The 17,976-nt window shown below is 41.6% G+C and carries 15 protein-coding genes; 9 read left to right on the top strand and 6 right to left on the bottom strand.

The features are described from left to right. Window positions 1–50: 50 nt before the first annotated feature. The gene (locus tag BKL49_RS06840) at window positions 51–1,865 is read right to left on the bottom strand and encodes a PTS ascorbate-specific subunit IIBC (protein WP_077423865.1); all 1,815 of its coding nucleotides are present in this window, start codon (window positions 1,863–1,865) and stop codon (window positions 51–53) included. Between the two features lie 375 nt (window positions 1,866–2,240). Here BKL49_RS06840 and ulaG point away from each other — a divergent pair, with 375 nt between their 5' ends. The 5 genes from ulaG (at window position 2,241) to BKL49_RS06815 (ending at window position 6,762) form a co-directional block, all read left to right on the top strand. Next, entirely contained in the window at window positions 2,241–3,332 is a 1,092-nt protein-coding gene (gene ulaG / locus BKL49_RS06835; protein WP_077423864.1) for an L-ascorbate 6-phosphate lactonase, read from the top strand. Window positions 3,333–3,415: 83 nt separating this feature from the next. Beyond that, complete coding sequence (gene ulaR / locus BKL49_RS06830; protein ID WP_077423863.1) at window positions 3,416–4,165, top strand: HTH-type transcriptional regulator UlaR; 750 nt, start codon at window positions 3,416–3,418, stop codon at window positions 4,163–4,165. Between the two features lie 158 nt (window positions 4,166–4,323). Continuing rightward, the gene (locus BKL49_RS06825; RefSeq protein ID WP_077423862.1) at window positions 4,324–5,184 is read left to right on the top strand and encodes an L-ribulose-5-phosphate 3-epimerase; all 861 of its coding nucleotides are present in this window, start codon (window positions 4,324–4,326) and stop codon (window positions 5,182–5,184) included. Continuing rightward, window positions 5,178–5,873, top strand: a complete 696-nt coding sequence (gene araD, locus BKL49_RS06820) for an L-ribulose-5-phosphate 4-epimerase (RefSeq protein WP_077423861.1) — start codon at window positions 5,178–5,180, stop codon at window positions 5,871–5,873. The genes BKL49_RS06825 and araD overlap by 7 nt, the downstream gene beginning before the upstream one ends. Window positions 5,874–5,934: 61 nt before the next feature. Then, a complete protein-coding gene (locus tag BKL49_RS06815; RefSeq protein ID WP_077423860.1) occupies window positions 5,935–6,762 on the top strand; it encodes a pyridoxal phosphatase in 828 nt (275 codons plus the stop codon). Between the two features lie 105 nt (window positions 6,763–6,867). On the opposite strand, the gene proS is transcribed toward BKL49_RS06815, so the two are convergent. Then, window positions 6,868–8,580: a proline--tRNA ligase gene (gene proS / locus BKL49_RS06810; RefSeq protein ID WP_077423859.1), complete on the bottom strand. Its 1,713-nt coding sequence runs from the start codon at window positions 8,578–8,580 to the stop codon at window positions 6,868–6,870. A gap of 93 nt (window positions 8,581–8,673) precedes the next feature. Then, window positions 8,674–9,726, bottom strand: a complete 1,053-nt coding sequence (locus tag BKL49_RS06805; protein WP_077423858.1) for an extracellular solute-binding protein — start codon at window positions 9,724–9,726, stop codon at window positions 8,674–8,676. A gap of 151 nt (window positions 9,727–9,877) precedes the next feature. Here BKL49_RS06805 and BKL49_RS06800 point away from each other — a divergent pair, with 151 nt between their 5' ends. Continuing rightward, window positions 9,878–11,173: an NAD(P)/FAD-dependent oxidoreductase gene (locus BKL49_RS06800; protein WP_077423857.1), complete on the top strand. Its 1,296-nt coding sequence runs from the start codon at window positions 9,878–9,880 to the stop codon at window positions 11,171–11,173. Window positions 11,174–11,417: 244 nt separating this feature from the next. Here BKL49_RS06800 and asnC read toward each other — a convergent pair whose 3' ends face one another. After that, window positions 11,418–11,870: a transcriptional regulator AsnC gene (asnC, locus tag BKL49_RS06795; protein WP_077423964.1), complete on the bottom strand. Its 453-nt coding sequence runs from the start codon at window positions 11,868–11,870 to the stop codon at window positions 11,418–11,420. Between the two features lie 155 nt (window positions 11,871–12,025). On the opposite strand from asnC, the gene asnA reads away from it, so the two are divergent. Beyond that, window positions 12,026–13,018 (top strand): aspartate--ammonia ligase, encoded by a 993-nt coding sequence (gene asnA, locus BKL49_RS06790; protein WP_077423856.1) that lies wholly within the window; start codon window positions 12,026–12,028, stop codon window positions 13,016–13,018. A gap of 65 nt (window positions 13,019–13,083) precedes the next feature. On the opposite strand, the gene glpK is transcribed toward asnA, so the two are convergent. Further along, entirely contained in the window at window positions 13,084–14,595 is a 1,512-nt protein-coding gene (gene glpK / locus BKL49_RS06785) for a glycerol kinase GlpK (protein WP_077423855.1), read from the bottom strand. Window positions 14,596–14,936: 341 nt separating this feature from the next. Here glpK and BKL49_RS06780 point away from each other — a divergent pair, with 341 nt between their 5' ends. Both BKL49_RS06780 and BKL49_RS06775 read left to right on the top strand, forming a co-directional pair. Continuing rightward, entirely contained in the window at window positions 14,937–15,680 is a 744-nt protein-coding gene (locus BKL49_RS06780; protein WP_077423854.1) for an MIP/aquaporin family protein, read from the top strand. A 169-nt stretch (window positions 15,681–15,849) separates the two neighbouring features. Further along, the gene (locus BKL49_RS06775) at window positions 15,850–16,665 is read left to right on the top strand and encodes a Cof-type HAD-IIB family hydrolase (protein WP_077423853.1); all 816 of its coding nucleotides are present in this window, start codon (window positions 15,850–15,852) and stop codon (window positions 16,663–16,665) included. A 102-nt stretch (window positions 16,666–16,767) separates the two neighbouring features. On the opposite strand, the gene glpQ is transcribed toward BKL49_RS06775, so the two are convergent. Next, complete coding sequence (gene glpQ / locus BKL49_RS06770; RefSeq protein ID WP_077423852.1) at window positions 16,768–17,859, bottom strand: glycerophosphodiester phosphodiesterase; 1,092 nt, start codon at window positions 17,857–17,859, stop codon at window positions 16,768–16,770. Between the last annotated feature and the right edge of the window lie 117 nt (window positions 17,860–17,976).

The raw sequence follows: 17,976 nt of genomic DNA, 5'->3' as shown, positions 1-17,976 counted from the left end.
TACGGATAATCTCGCGGTCAATTTAAGGGAAAAATTGACCGCACTTCGGTTTATTGGGTTTGGAATTTTTTAATCAGTTCAATTAATTCATCACCGAATGAGTTTGGGTTAAGCATATTTTGCACGCCTAATACATATTTGCCTTCGCCCACTTGAATTTCATCGGATAAATGTTTGGAAGAGACGATAATGTCGGTTGCATCCAGTTTACCTTTGTAATCGGTCACGGCACAAGAATCCATAATATTGGGAATACCGCGTTTATCCAAATAACCTTTGATCTTCATTTTCATCATCATTGATGAACCCTGACCGGAACCGCACACGGCTAAAATTCGCACCGGTTTTACCTCTCCGGAAACATTTGTATTTTCGACCGCACTTTGTGCTGTGCCTGTTGAAACACTTTGCACAACGGTAGTTTCTTCTACTTCATCAACACCGTAACCATCCATTTGCTCAAGGGTTTTCCCTGCCGCAGCCGCTGCGGCTTCTGCCGCGCGTAATTTTTTGGAAGCGAATGCCATATAGACAAATGCTGCGGCTAAGATAACAAAGAAGAAGAATGGAATGCTGACAATACCTTGCAATACCGGTGGGAAGAATAATGCCCAGTCCGCCATTCCCATCCAACCGTTAAAGGTTGCACCTTGTGTTGCTAATAAATGGATGACCCAAGCAGAGCCTAAAACTTCAATAATCCCCATCACAAAACAGATTTTCATCACCGCTTTCCAGCCACCGAAATGGTTGGCAAAAACCCCGACTGTGGCGTTAGAGAAAAACATTGGGATAAAGCCCGGGATAATTAATACGGAAGCATCAAAGCCGAGTAATAAGCCTACTGCAACAAATTGACCGATTGCCCCCCACATAAAGCCGAATACCATCGCATTTGGTGAGAAAGCATAAATTGCGGCACAGTCAATCGCCAATACTGCGTTGGGAATAACCCGTTCGGAGATCCCTTTGAAGGCTTCGGAAAGTTCGGCAACAAACATACGCACACCGATCACGATCACTTGAATCGCCACGGCAAATTTTAAGCCGGTTTCAAAAATATAAATTGCCCAGTGGGTTTTACCTGCCATTGTTTGCAGATTATCCAAGCCGAAAGAAAGCAGGATAATGCCGAAGAAAACCGTCATCACCAAAACGGTGGCAGAAATACTGTCGTGGAAAATATGCAACCATTTCGGTAATTTCATATTATCAACGCTGTCTTCTTTATTACCGAGTTTTGGCGCAAGTTGAACGGCAATCCAAGAGGCAATTTGTTGTTGGTGACCAATGGAAAAACCTGCCCCACCCGTTACGGCTTGGGTCGGTTTATACATAATGTTGGATGAAATCCCCCAATACAATGCCATAATGATTGCGGTGTAGATGATGGTTTCCATCATTGAGGCACCGATCAACATATAGAACACCGCAACCAAACCCGCCTGTTGGAACATAATATGACCGGTCAGCATAATGGTGCGGATACCGGTAAAGCGTCTAAACAACACTAACAAAATATTTAACGCCAATGCCAATAATACGGCATAACCCACCCAAGCATAATTATCCGCCATCGTTTCAATGGTTGCCTGCATACTGGTGTAAGGATCAATCACCGCACCGGTTAAACCGTGGTATTCGGAAAGTTTTGCGATAATCGGTTTGAAACCTTTTACCAATTCGCCCGCCCCGACTTGCACCAACATAAAACCAACGATGGTTTTGATCGTACCTTTAATCACAGTGGTGGTGTCTTTGCGTAAAAGAATATAGCCGATACAGGCAACAATCCCCAAAAGAAGCGGGGCTTTATTGAGTACCTGATCTCTAAAAACGATAAATAGATCTAATAATGTTTCCATAACAGAACCTCTGTTGCATTGTGAAAATGGGGAAAACGTCTCGGAATGTTTGTTTTTCAGTCCCTTGAAAAACAAAAGCGGCTAGATAATAGCAACAATTATTGAATAAAAAAGATTAAATTTGATGTTTTGTGAAGTGTGTCACATTTTATTTTCATCTTTAATCATTTGTTCTGATGAAATTCTCAAAAACGCTCTCTTTTATTATTAATGGGGCTTTCTTGTGATCTCAAGCCGTTAATCGCTTTCTTGGAAATAAAAATGAGATCTTGATCACAAAAATGATAAAAAAGATTTTACAAAGAAAAATGATTGCGTATGATTATTTTTGATTATTTAAATCCGGTTCTATAATTGACTAATCAGGAGTTTACAATGAGCAAAATTCAAGAAATTACCCGTGAGAGTTGGATTCTTTCTACCTTTCCTGAATGGGGGACGTGGCTAAACGAAGAAATTGAACAAGAAGTGGTGCCGGAAGGTAACTTCGCAATGTGGTGGCTAGGCTGTGTGGGGGTGTGGATTAAAACCCCGGGCGGTGCAAACCTTTGTATGGATTTGTGGTGTGGTCGTGGTAAATCCACCAAACAAGTGAAAGATATGGTGCGTGGCCATCAAATGGCGAATATGGCGGGTGTGCGTAAGTTACAACCTAACTTGCGTGCCGCACCAATGGTGCTTGATCCGTTTGCCATCAACGAAGTGGACTTTATCCTTGCTTCTCACTATCACAGTGACCACATTGATGTAAATGTGGCAGCCGCAATTGTGAATAATCCAAAATTGGATCACGTTAAATTTGTCGGCCCTTGGCATTGTGCAGAATTATGGAAAAAATGGGGCGTGCCGGAAGAGCGTATTATTGTGGTAAAACCGGGTGATGTGGTGAAACTCAAAGATGTGGAAATCCACGCCCTTGATTCTTTCGACCGCACTTGCTTGGTAACCTTGCCGGTAGAAGGTGCTGAAGAACAAGGTGGTGAATTGGCAGGGCTTTGCCCATCTGATGAAGAAATGGGTCGCAAAGCGGTAAACTATGTCTTCAAAACACCGGGTGGCAATATTTACCACGGTGCAGATTCCCACTTCTCCATTCAATTTGCCAAACACGGTAAACAATTCGATATTGATGTTGCATTGAATAACTATGGTGAAAATCCGGTGGGGATTGCCGATAAAATGACATCTGTGGATTTACTCAGAATGGCAGAAAGTTTACGTTGTAAAGTGATTATTCCTGTTCACCACGATATTTGGACGAATTTTATGGCAAGCACCGATGAAATTATCCAATTATGGAAAATGCGTAAAGAACGTTTGCAATACAAATTCCATCCGTTTATTTGGGAAGTGGGGGGAAAATATGTTTATCCACGTGATAAAGATTTGATTGAATATCATCACCCACGCGGTTTTGATGATTGCTTTGAACACGAACCAAATATTCAATTCAAATCAATGTTATAACAATAAAAGCCGCCTTTTTACTTGAAGGCGGCTTACTTTTTGTTCATTATTAGCAAGAGGTAAGAGAAAGCAAGGAAAATATAATGAACGAAAATTATCGTCATAAGCAACTTTTAGCGTTATTGCTTGAGAAAGGATCGCTTTCAACGGCGGAAATTATCGAACAATTAGGCATTTCACCGGCAACAGCAAGACGGGATATTAACAAATTAGCACAGCAGGGGCAGCTCACCAAAGTACGTAACGGTGCGGAATCCTTACAATCAGGTTCATCAAATAAACCAAAACCGCTCACTACCGTGAATAATTTTGATGAAAAACAACGCATCGCCAAAATGGCAAGTCAATTATGTCAAGAAGGCGATTCCGTGATTTTAACCTGTGGCTCGACTATGCAAATGTTGGGTAACCATTTGTGCGGACGAAAATTGCAAATTATCACCAACTTTTTGCCTTTAGCCAATTCTCTGATTGAGCAAAATCATGAGGATGTCGTCATTATGGGCGGACAATATCATCGCAATAAAGCCATCACCCTTTCGCTAAATCAAAATGAAAGCCCTTATGCCGCCAATATTATGTTCACCAGTGGCAAAGGATTTACCGAAGAGGGGCTTTATAAAACCGATATGATTATTGCCAATTCCGAACAACGATTATCCGCAAAAGCAAGCAAATATGTGGTGTTGCTGGATAGTACGAAGTTGGGGCAACAGGTGGGAATGTTATTCACCCAATTATCGGATATTGATTTATTAATCACCGGTAAAGAAGCGGATAAAAATTTCATTGAAGCATTGCGTAGCAAAGGATTGGACGTAATGCTTGCCTAAAAGTGCGGTCGGATTTTGATGAGAATTTATGAAATGATGTCGCGATTGCACAATGAATAAAGTAGGAATATCAGCCGGCGTTCTCAATAGATGATGGACAACGGTGAATACCTTTTACCCAATATAGATGAAGTAAGACAACAATTTAAGGAGCTTCCGTGAGAAAACATAAACTGGGTATTTATGAAAAAGCCCTCCCGAAAAATATTAGCTGGCAAGATAGACTTTCCATTGCCAAAGCCTGCGGATTTGATTTTGTGGAAATGTCGGTGGATGAAACCGATGAACGATTGGCTCGACTTGATTGGAGCAAAAAAGAGCGATTAAAACTGGTCAAAGCCATTGTAAATACCGGCGTTACCATTCCTTCAATGTGCTTGTCGGGACATCGCCGTTTTCCATTTGGCAGCCGTGATGAAGCTACCCGCCAAAAAGCCTATGAAATTATGGAAAAAGCAATTCAATTTGCAGTGGATACCGGCATTCGCACCATTCAGCTTGCAGGCTATGACGTATATTATGAAGAACAAGATGAAGGCACCATCGCCCGTTTCCAACAAGGTTTGGAATGGGCGGTAGAACTTGCAGCAAGTAACCAAGTGACCCTTGCCGTTGAAATTATGGATACAAAATTTATGAGTTCCATTTCCCGTTGGAAAAAATGGGATGAACTGATCAAATCACCGTGGTTTACCGTGTATCCCGATCTCGGCAATTTATCGGCTTGGAATGATAATGTTGCGGAAGAATTAAAACTGGGTATTGATAAAATTTCCGCTATCCATTTAAAAGATACTTATAAAGTCACACCAACCTGCAAAGGTCAATTCCGTGATGTTCCTTTTGGTGATGGCTGTGTTGATTTCGCTGCCTGCTTTAAAACCTTGGCGGAATTAAATTATCGCGGTGCATTTTTAATTGAAATGTGGACAGAAAAAGCGGAAGAACCCATTGCCGAAATTATCAATGCACGCCGCTGGATCGAACAAAAAATGCAAGAAGGAGGATTCCAATGTTAGAAGCATTAAAAGAAAAAGTATTAAAAGCCAATTTAGCCTTGCCAAAACATAATTTGGTTACCTTTACGTGGGGAAACGTGAGTGAAATTGACCGCACTTCCAACTTAGTGGTGATTAAACCCTCTGGTGTTGAATATGACGTAATGACTGCCGATGATATGGTTGTGGTGGACTTATTTAGCGGAAAGGTGGTGGAAGGCAATAAGAAACCGTCCTCCGACACCCCAACCCACTTGGAGTTGTATCGTCAATTTAAAGATATCGGCGGTATTGTTCACACCCATTCACGCCACGCAACAACTTGGGCGCAAGCCGGTGAAGATTTGTTGGCACTGGGAACAACCCACGCCGACTATTTCTACGGCACTATTCCTTGCACCCGTAAAATGACCCCACAAGAAATTCAAGGCGAATATGAATTGGAAACCGGTAAAGTGATTGTGGAAACCTTCCAAAAACGCCATATCGATCCGAATCAAGTGCCTGCCGTATTGGTTCATTCTCACGGGCCTTTCGTATGGGGAACAGATGCGGACAATGCCGTTCATAATGCCGTTGTGTTGGAAGAATTGGCATATATGAACTTATTTAGCCAAGTTCTCCGCCCAAGTTTGGGCTCAATGCAACAAGAATTGTTAGATAAGCATTATTTACGCAAACACGGCAAGAATGCTTATTATGGTCAGTAATAACAAACAGAAAAATAAGGCAGTAGAAAACTGCCTTTTCCATTTTATTTAAGGAGTAAGTATGCATTATCACCATTATAACGTAGTGACTTTCGATCTTGACGGCACATTATTAAATAGTCAGGGCAACATTTTGCCGGAGAGCAAAACGGCAATTCAAGCAGCAATGGCACAAGGCGTTAAAATTATTTTGGTGACCGGTCGCCATCATACTGCGGTGAAACCTTACTATCGGGAATTAGGATTGGATACCCCTATCATTTGTTGTAATGGTACTTATGTGTACGATGTAGAAACCGATTCCACGCCCTTTGCCAATCCGCTATCGAAACAGCAAGCACAGTTAATTTTTGATGTAGCAGAAAAACATCAATGTCATTTGTTGATGTACTCTCGGGATTCAATGAATTATGCCGAACTCAATCCGCATATGGAAAAATTTATTAAATGGGTGGAAAGCTGTCCACAGGATGTTCGCCCCGATGTACGAAAAGTTGAAAGCATTCAAGAAGTAATCGATCATCACAACCCAATTTGGAAATGCGTTATCAGCGCACCGGACAAAGAGATTATGAACGCCGTTGTCGCCGATTTACCGCAAAATGAATTTAGTTGCGAATGGTCTTGGGTGGATCGCGTGGATATTGCCAATGCAGGCAACACCAAAGGCTGTCGATTGTTAGCTTTACTGCGGGAATGGCATATCGATCCGCAACAGGTGATTGCATTTGGCGATAATCACAACGACATCAGTATGCTAACCGCAGTCGGGTTGGGCGTGGCAATGGGCAATGCCGAAACGGAAGTACAACAACAAGCGAAATTAGTCACTTCGTCCAACAATGAGAATGGCATTGCACAGGTGTTGAAAACGTATTTATCTCTTTAAAGAATCGTTTTCGGTATGTAGTACTTACCAAAAACATCCACAAAAATGACCGCACTTTATCCATAAAAAAAACGGCTAAGCACATAGGCCTAGCCGCTTAATTTATTATGCAAACTTCCCTTTTAAGAAATCCAATAATTGCCCTTTAGCAATCATTTCTTTTTCTCCGCTGCGGCGGTTTTTGTATTCAATTTCGCCATTTGCAAGATTTTTCTCACCAATGACAACCATATGCGGTACGCCAATCAGTTCCATATCGGCGAACATCACACCGGGGCGTTCTTTACGATCATCAAAAATCACGTCTACGCCTTGTGCTTGTAAAGTGCGGTATAATTCTTCGGCATATTGTTGTACGCTTTCGGATTTGTGCATATTCATTGGCACAATCGCCACAGTAAAAGGCGCGATTTCATCTGTCGGCCAAATAATGCCACGATCATCGTGATGTTGCTCAATCGCTGCCGCCACCACACGGGTAACACCAATACCATAACAACCCATCGTTACCACCATTGGACGACCATCTTCACTTTGAACGGTAGCATTCATCGCCTCGGAATATTTTTTACCCAGTTGGAAAATATGCCCCACTTCAATACCACGTTTGATAAGTAATGTACCTTTACCGTCCGGACTTGGATCGCCCTCGACCACATTACGAATATCCGCAATTTTTGGCAATGCCACATCACGTTCCCAGTTGATATTGAAGTAATGTTTACCATCAATGTTTGCACCGGCACTGAAATCGGACATCAACGCCACACTGCGATCAACAATCACCGGAATATTGAGGTTTACCGGCCCTAACGACCCGACACCGGCACCAATTTTTGCCTTAATTTCCGCTTCATCGGCAAATTCAAAGGGGGAGGCGACTTCCGGTAATTTTTCCGCTTTGATTTCGTTTAACTCGTGGTCGCCACGAATCACTAATGCCACTAAAGGCTGCGCTTCCGTTGCGCCTTTCACAATTAAGGTTTTCACGGTTTTTTCAATCGGTTGATCGAACTGTGCGACCAATTCCGCAATGGTTTTCGCATTTGGTGTATCGATAAGTTCCATTGGTTTTGTTGGTGCGGCACGTTCGCCAATCGCAACTGCCTCAGCAAGCTCAATATTCGCGGCATAATCCGATTCGGTGGAAAAAATCACATCATCTTCACCGCTATTTGCCAATACTTGGAATTCGTGGGAAGCACTCCCGCCAATGGAACCGGTATCCGCCTGCACGGCACGGAAATCTAACCCTAAGCGGGTAAAAATATTGCTATAAGTTTGATACATCACATTGTAAGTTTGTTGCAGGCTTTCTTTATCAGTGTGGAAAGAATAGGCATCTTTCATAATAAATTCACGGCTACGCATTACGCCAAAGCGCGGACGAACCTCATCTCGGAATTTGGTTTGAATATGATAAAGATTAATCGGAAGTTGGCGATAAGAAGTGATCTCACGGCGCATTAAATCAGTAATGGCTTCTTCATTCGTTGGACCAATCACAAAACCGCGCTCACCACGATCGGTAAAACGCAATAATTCAGGTCCATACTGCTCCCAACGCCCTGATTCCTGCCAAAGTTCTGCCGGTTGTACGACGGGCATTTTAATTTCAAGTGCACCGCTTTTATCCATTTCTTCACGGATCACTTTTTCCACTTTGCGAAGTACACGCCAACCTGTCGGCATCCAGTTATATAAGCCGGAAGCAAGCGGGCGGATCATTCCTGCACGCAACATCAGTTGATGACTGACAATCGCCGCTTCCGCAGGGGTTTCTTTTAATGTAGAGAATAAATATTGACTTGTACGCATTGGTTTAACCTTAAGTGCTTTAAATTAAGAAAAAATTGGCGAGAGTATAACAAAAAGTGCAGTCATTTTTAACCGCACTTTTTTAAGAAGAGATTAATTGGTTTTTAATTTATTCCAATATTTTTCGTAAATATCCACAGCTTCGCCTACGTCACCTTGCATAATCCCTTTTTCGACCTGTTCAGCCGGCGGGAATAAAGTCGTGTCGTTTGCTAATTCAGGGCTAAGTAATGCTTGCACACCGTTATTTGGCATAGAGAAGCCCATACGTTCTACCACAACTTTGGCATTTTCAGGGCGAAGTAGGAAGTCGATGAACTTATGCGCGCCTTCTACATTTTTGGCAGTTCTTGGAATGGCGTAGTTATCCATCCAGAAAATCGCCCCTTCTTTCGGATAGACAAATTGAAGGCTTGGATTTTCTTTATGGGCTAAATATGCCGAGCCGTTCCAAATCATACCGATTGCCGCTTCTCCCTGTACATAAGGTACTTCCGGTGAATCGGAATTGAAGGTAACGATATTAGGCAACAATGTCACCAAACGCTCGTAAGCGGCTTTGATTTCTTCTTCATTTGTGGTGTTTGGTGATTTACTGTCCAGTAATAAAGCAATGTGGAAAACTTCACGTGCATCGCTGGTCATCAAGACTTTATGTTTAAATTCCGGCTTCCATAAATCCGCCCAACTTGTAATGCTGCTTGGGTCAATATCATCCGCATTCACTTCAATCCCTGTTAAGCCATACACATACGGCAGAGAATATTTATTCTCAGGGTCAAATTCCTTATTTAACAGGTGGGTCGGCACTTGTTTCAAGTTAGTGAGTTTGTTGTGATCAAGCGGTTGTAACATATTCTCTTTGATCATTTTGCTCACATAGTAACTTGATGGAAACACCAAATCATAACCTTCACCGGCGTTTTCCGTTAACTTCAATTTAGCGTACATTTCTTCGTTGCTTTCAAAGGTAGAATAAATGACTTCCACACCGGTTTCTTTGGTGAATTGCGCAACAAGATCGGAAGGCACATAGTCCGTCCAGTTATAAACATAAAGTTTATTATTTGCAAAAGCAGATGCCGCAAAAAATGCAATAGCAGAAAGGAAAAGCGATTTGATTGAGCGAACAAAAGATTTTTTCAATTTATTGACCTCCTGAGTCAAAAAAGGGAACTATTTAAGCATCAATGCGTAAAATTTACGCGGTTGGCAGTATAGCATTTTTTTCGCAAAGGGTTTGACATATTTCCCCATAAGGGTAAGATTTCGCCAATTTTTATTCACGAGATTTTTTATGCTGAATTTTTCCCATCAAGAACACGTTCCTTCTTACTATTTCGACACCCGCAATCAAGATTTTCAACTTCCTGCGTTAACACAACAAGAACAAGCGGATGTGTGTGTGATCGGTGCCGGTTTTTTTGGTTTATCTGCTGCATTGGAACTTGCTGAAAAAGGAAAAAAAGTGATCGTACTGGAAGGCGCACGCGTGGGATTTGGTGCTTCCGGGAGAAGTGGCGGACAAGCCATCAACGGCTTTGAAGAAGGCATTGATGAATATATCAAACACGTAGGCTTTGATAACGCACGGAAATTATGGGAAATGTCGTTGGAAGCCATTGACATTATTGATGAACGCATTGCGAAATACGGCATACAATGCGATTGGAAAAAAGGCTATGCCACGCTTGCATTAAATGATCGTCGAATGGATGATCTGATTAAAATTGAAAAAGCCAGCCACGAAAATTTTGGCTACCAAAATATGCAGCTTTGGGACAAGGCGAAACTCAAACAACATTTAGGTAGCGATATTTATGTAGGCGGTTTATACGACAGTAACTCGGGGCATTTGCACCCTCTTAATTATTGTTTAGGGCTGGCAAAGGCCTGTTTAGATCTTGGCGTACAGATTTTTGAACAATCGCCGGTGATTGATCTCATTGAGAAAAACGGTTCTATTGAAGTGAAAACCGATAAAAGTGCGGTCATTTCTCAAGATATTATTTTAGCCACCAATGCCTATATCGATGCTCTACCAAAATCCATTCATCACGGCATTAACCGTAAAATTATGCCGGTGGAAAGTTTCATTATCGCCACCGAACCTTTAAGTCAATCCGTTGCAGATTCGGTGATTAACAATGGAATGTCCGTTTGTGATAACAATTTGTTACTCGATTATTATCGTTTAAGTGCGGACAATCGTCTGCTTTTCGGCAGTGATTCCCGTTCGGAAAAAGATATGGTTGCGGTGATGAGAAAAAATATGTTGCACGTTTTTCCTCAACTTGAAAATGTGAAAATTGATTACGGTTGGGCGGGGCCTATTGATATGACGATGAACTCCACCCCCCATTTCGGTCGAATCTCCCCGCATATTTATTTCGCCCACGGTTATTCCGGACACGGCGTTGCTTTAACCGGATTGGCGGGGCGCATTGTGGCAGAAGCAATTTTAGGCAATGATGAACGCCTGAAAATTTTTGAAGGATTAAAAGTCCCTTCCGTTTATGGTGGGAAAATTGTGAAAAATCTCGCCACCAAAATTGGCGTGCAATATTACAAATTTTTGGATCGGTTCTTTTAATAAAAAATCAGAAGAATGTAGATATGTAGGGACATCACATTGATGTTCTTAATATTAAACTTATTGGAATCGCTTGATTTTTTGATACGGACGCGAACGTCGCCTCCCTACTTTTATTCAGTAGCTATTGTGCAATAGTTAAGAATAACGAACTAAAAAAACGTCTAAAAAATTGACCGCACTTTGTGAAGTTGAATGGGTTTTACTACAAGCAACAATTTTCGTAAAACCCCATATCACGCGTCTAAGGCTTAATATCCCGCAGAATCGGGTTTTGCATTGAAATTAACGTTTCGGTGGACTGAATTTCATCAATTAACTGAATTTTGGTTGCCAGTACGGAATGCAACTCTGCAATGGTGTGTGTCATTACTTTAATAAAAATCGAATAATTTCCGGTAGTGTAATAGGCTTCTACCACCTCAGCAAAGGTTTCCAACTTCTTAATCACTTTTTCATAATCTTTTGCACTTTTTAAAATAATGCCAATGAAACAGCACACATCATAACCCAGTTTGCGTTCATCAATGATCACTTTTGTGCCTTCAATAATGCCTGACTGGCGCATTTTTTCCACTCGAACGTGAATCGTTCCGGGGCTTACGCCAAAATTTTTTGCCATTTCCGCATAGGGCGTACGGGCGTCTTTCGTGAGAACACGAAGAATTTGTTGGTCTAAGTTATCAATATTGGGCATAAAATCTTCTCCTTTAGAAATCATCTAATAAATCCTAATTGGATTGAATAATATTCAAACATAATCCAAATGTAAACAAAATACTTGAAATATAACCGAACTTTATTAAATAATACGCAACCAAACCAACCTATCATTAAAAACAGGCAGGAAATATGAAAAAAACATTTATCTTACAACAGCAAGAAATTAGCTTTGTTAAAAACACTTTCACCCAAAACTTAATTGAGCAACTGGGCATCATTGAAGTGCAAGGCCCAATCCTTAGCCAAGTGGGTAATGGGATGCAGGATAACTTATCCGGCATTGAAAAAGCGGTGCAAGTCAACGTGAAACAAATTCCTAATGCGGTATTTGAAGTGGTTCACTCTTTAGCAAAATGGAAACGCCATACCCTTGCCCGTTTCCATTTTAAAGAGGGCGAAGGCCTATTCGTTCATATGAAAGCATTACGTCCGGATGAAGATTCACTCGATCCAACCCACTCTGTTTATGTAGATCAATGGGACTGGGAGAAAGTTATCCCTGCCGGTCGCCGTAATTTTGCTTATTTAAAAGAAACCGTGAATTCCATTTACCGTGCGATTCGTCTAACAGAACTTGCGGTAGAAGCCCGTTTCGATATTCCTTCCATTTTACCAAAACAAATTACCTTCATTCATAGTGAAGATTTGGTAAAACGTTATCCTGATTTAAGCAGCAAAGAGCGTGAAAATGCGATTTGTAAAGAATACGGTGCGGTATTTTTAATTGGTATCGGCGGTAAACTTTCTGACGGTAAACCTCACGATGGTCGTGCGCCGGATTATGATGACTGGACGACAGAATCCGAAAACGGCTACAAAGGCTTAAACGGCGATATTTTAGTGTGGAATGAAGAACTCGGCACAGCTTTTGAGCTTTCCTCAATGGGTATCCGTGTGGACGAATCCGCTCTGCGCCTACAAGTTGGCTTAACCGGTGATGAAGATCGCTTAAAAATGGACTGGCACCAAGAGTTACTCAACGGCAAACTCCCACTCACCATTGGTGGCGGTATCGGTCAATCCCGTTTAGCTATGTTCCTGTTACGCAAAAAACACATTGGTGAAGTCCAATCAAGCGTGTGGCCAAAAGAAATGTTAGAGCAATATCAGCATATCCTTTAATCTTTTCAAACAAAAAAGTGCGGTCAAATTTGACCGCGCTTTTACTATATTTAAATATTATTTTTTTATTCTTCATCTTCCTTTGCCCATTCTAACGAACGTTTTACTGCTTTTTTCCAACCTTTATAGCGGCGTTCACGTTTTTCGTTATCATTGTCCGGGGTGAAGGTACGTTCTACACGAGCTTTGTCTCGGAGTTCGTCTAAGTCTTTCCAAAAACCGGTGGCAATGCCTGCAAGGTAAGCCGCACCAAGTGCAGTAACTTCTTTCACCACGGGACGTTCTACATTCACATCTAAAATATCTGCTTGGAATTGCATTAAGAAGTTATTATTTGTCGCCCCGCCGTCTACACGGAGATATTGTAAACGTTCACCGGAATCGGATTGCATTGCTTCCAGTACATCACGGGTTTGATAAGCAATGGATTCCAACGTGGCACGCACAATATGGTTGCGGTTCGCACCACGGGATAAGCCGAAAATCGCACCGCGTGCGTATGGATCCCAATATGGCGCGCCCAAGCCGGTGAAAGCAGGCACTACATACACACCGTTGCTATCAGGAACTTTTTGCGCAAAATATTCGGAATCAAAACTATCGTGAACGATTTTAAGTTCATCACGCAGCCATTGAATGGAGGCACCGGCGATAAAGACCGAACCTTCCAAGGCATATTCAGGTTCACCTTTTGCGTTACAAGCAATGGTGGTCAATAAGCCATTTTTTGAGGTAATGGCTTTATCACCGGTGTGAAGTAACATAAAACAACCTGTGCCGTAAGTATTTTTCGCTTGACCGGCGTGAACGCATAAATGGCCATAAAGTGCCGCTTGTTGGTCGCCCGCAATACCGGCAACCGGAATACGCACACCACCTTTACCGCCGATGTTGGTTTGTCCGTAAATTTCCGAAGAATTACGCACTTCCGGCAACATTGAACGTGGAATATCCAAGATTTCAAGCATCTTGTCATCCCATTGTTTGGTATGAATATTAAATAGCATTGTGCGTGAAGCATTGGTGTAATCGGTTACGTGTACACGACCTTGCGTCAATTTCCACACCAGCCAAGTATCTACCGTACCAAATAAAAGTTCGCCGCGTTCCGCTTTTTCACGCGCGCCTTCCACATTATCTAAAATCCATTTTACTTTCGTACCGGAAAAATAAGGATCAACCACCAAGCCTGTAGTGTGGCGAATATAATCTTCATAACCATCGGCTTTGAGTTTATCGGTCATATCGGCAGTACGGCGACACTGCCACACAATCGCATTATAAACCGGTGTACCCGTGGCTTTTTCCCAAACAATTGTGGTTTCACGCTGATTGGTAATACCAATTGCCGCAATTTCATCGGATGTAATACCCGCTTTTGCCACCACTTCATTTAACGTAGAACTTTGCGTTGCCCAAATTTCCATCGGATTATGTTCTACCCAGCCTGCCTGCGGATAAATTTGGGTAAATTCGCGTTGAGCAATTTCGACAATGTTCGCATTATGATCTAATAACACCGCTCTTGAACTGGTTGTGCCTTGATCTAAAGCAATGATGTATTTTTTATCGGTCATAGAAAAACTCCTTAAAGGTACGTTTTAGTGGTAAACGAATATTTTGAGTCAAAAACGAACAAATTGCGCGCGTAAACTAATGGAATTTATAGACAATGAAAATACCCACTTTTTGATTTTATGATATTGATCACAAAAATTTTTTCCTTTTCGATAAATTATGTGATCTATTTCTCATTTCTGAAATTTAGTGATTATTCCCACTTGAACTGTAAGGTTTTTAGATAATAATGAACGCACTCACATTGAGTTTTCTCTCTTTGATCGAATAACGAACATAATTGCCTTTTGGTGGATTCTTTCGATGAAACCGTTTTCTATCATCCTATGGAGATTCTCTTATGAATGCTTATTTTGCAGAATTTTTCGGTACCGCGCTGATGATCCTTTTGGGAAATGGTGTGGTTGCCAATGTTTGTCTGGATAAAACAAAGGGACAAAGTGCCGGTTGGATTGTGATTACAACGGCTTGGGCATTTGCCGTCTATGTTGCCGTAGCGGTAACCGGGCCTTATAGCGGTGCGCACTTAAATCCTGCCGTCACCTTAGGGCTTGCGGCAAAAGGTGCATTTGATTGGGCGTTGGTGCCTGGGTATGTCATTGCTCAAATGTTGGGGGGAATGACGGGCGCATTCTTTGTTTACTTAATGTATCGTGATCATTTCCTCGCCACCGAAAACGAAGGGGCAAAACGCGCCTGTTTTTGTACCGAACCGGCTATTCGCAACTATCCAAGTAACCTCATCAGCGAAATTATTGGCACATTTGTACTGATTTTCGTGATTTTCTATCTTACCGGCGCAAGTATCATTTTCCCGGGAGCGGCTGAAACAACACCGATTGGTTTAGGCTCTATCGGCGCATTGCCTGTGGCGATTCTTGTGTGGGCAATCGGTTTAAGTTTAGGCGGAACAACGGGTTATGCCATTAATCCCGCACGGGATTTAGGCCCTCGTTTAACCTTAGGGATTTTCCTCAGTCGCAAGTTAAAAACCAAAGCAGATTGGGGGTATAGCTGGGTACCTGTTATCGGGCCACTGGTAGGGGCATTGTTGGCTGCAGCGGTTTATGCGGCAGTGATGTAAGCTCAACAAAAAACAACGCTCAAATCAACCGCACTTTTCAATAAAAAGAACCCGTGCTTTATCGAAATGGGTTCTTTCTTTTGAGAAAAAACAATTTCTTCACTTTAAAATTTTTGTTTTTAAGCGTATCTTTAATTCTTTGAGATTAAAAATTAATAAGGTACTTCTAATGTTTCCCATTCCCAATTTACGCAATCAAATTAAAGTCGTCTTTTTTGACATTGATGAAACCCTAATCGTCAAGCACAAAGATTATTTACCGGAAACGGTGTTACCGGCACTAAAAGCCCTCAAAACCAATGGCATTATTCCTGCGATTGCGACCGGTCGTTCACCTTGCAGTATTCCGTTAAAAGTGAAGCGATTGATGGAAGAAGTGGGCATTGAATTATTGGTTACAATGAACGGGCAATTTGTTTGTTTTGGACAAAAAGTCATTGAAAAACACCCGATCCCCACAGAAAAAATTGCCAACATTACCGCTTATTTTGATCGCCAAAATATTGCCTATGCCTTTGTTTCACAAGATGATATTTATGTTTCGGCAAAAACGCCCGAAGTTCATTCGGCACTTGATCCTATCACCACCAATTATCATATCGATAAAAATTACTATTTACGTCACGAAGTTTTCCAGATCCTTCCTTTTTATCGGGAAGATAAAGATGAACAGGTGGCACAATCGGGGATTTTAGATAATCTCAAAGTTGTTCGTTGGGATGAAGACTCGGTGGATTTATTTGACGCACAAGGCTCAAAAGCGCGTGGTATTCAAGCAGCGATAAATTATTTAGGCTTCACAATGGAAAATGTTATGGCATTTGGTGACGGCTTAAATGATCTGGAAATGATGGAAGCCGTAGGCGTGGGGGTAGCAATGGGAAATGCCCACGATAAATTAAAGGCGAAGGCTGATTTTATTACCGATCACATTGAGGAACAGGGCATTGCGAATTTTTTACGCAAATCAGGATTAATTGATTAACATTTTGCAAAAAACAGCAACAAAACTGACCGCACTTTTAAGCGTAAAAAAAGAACCCAATTTTTGAATTGGGTTCTTTGCGTTTATGTTTATGTAGGAGAATTATTTTTTACTTTTCAAAAATGCCACGCCGGTATCAGGGAAATCGGTGAATACACCGGTTGCACCGGATTGATTCAATAAGGCGTCATACATTTGATTTACATCGGTGAAAAATTCAGGCAGGGCATCTTTACGGACGGTGTACGGGTGTAATTCCACCTTATACTGTGCCAGCTCTTTTACGAGAGGGGTATATTCAATTTTTCCCGGTTTGGATTTTTCCTGATCAATCAACATATACCAGCCCGGGCCAACACCATCGGCATATTTCACCACTTCCGCCATTGCTCCCGGTTTGAACATCCAATCATAATCGTAGTTTACCCATTTGCCGTTGGTATTTTTTTCCTCCGTTTCGTGCCAATCGGTGTAAGCAACAAGTTGAACCAATTTTAAATCCATTCCCATTTGAGGTAGAAGTTCGGTTTTAATCCGTTTAAGTTCATTAAAGTCGAAAGTTTGTAAATAAACCCTGTCCGTTTTTTTGTCATAACCATATTTTTTCAGCACTTTAAGGGTTTCGGTGGCAATATCTTTGCCATTTTGATGATGGAACCAAGGGGCTTTAATTTCAGGGTAAATCCCAACTTTTTTACCCGTAGATTTTTCTAGCCCTTGGATAAATTCAATTTCATCTTCAAAGGTGTGAATTTTGAAATGGGATTTCCAAAGTGGAAAACGGTTCGGATAGACGGCTGTTTGTTTACCATTTTTGGTTTCAAAGTTTTCCGTCATATTTAAACGTTGAATTTCCGCCAACGTGAAATCAATCACATAGTAACGCCCGTCTTTACGATGACGATTCGGGAATTTTTTCGCCACATCGGTTAAACCATCAAGGAAATGATCGTGAATCACCACTAAATGACCGTCTTTTGTCATCGCGAGATCTTGTTCTAAATAATCAGCCTGCTGTGCAAAGGCAAGGGCTTTGGCTTCCAGCGTGTGTTCCGGCAAATAGCCGCTCGCACCACGATGGGCAATAATAATTTTCTCTGATGTCATCTTTTCTGCCATTGTTAAGGGTTGGCTACTACAACCGACCAAGACGCCGGCAGTCAATATGGAAAGGGCGAATGCTTTAAGTTTCATTGTGATTTCTCCTTAAAAGTGCGGTTAATTTTGGGGGGTAATTTGCAAAGCGGATAAATCTCTATCGCGCTTGATTAAATTTAAGTAACAAAAAAGGCGAGCAAGCTATACGCTTAT

The organism is Rodentibacter myodis (assembly GCF_001999305.1).
GTDB classification, from domain to species: domain Bacteria; phylum Pseudomonadota; class Gammaproteobacteria; order Enterobacterales; family Pasteurellaceae; genus Rodentibacter; species Rodentibacter myodis.
Note: the sequence above shows the minus strand (reverse complement) of the source record. Positions and strands in the feature narration are given on the sequence as shown.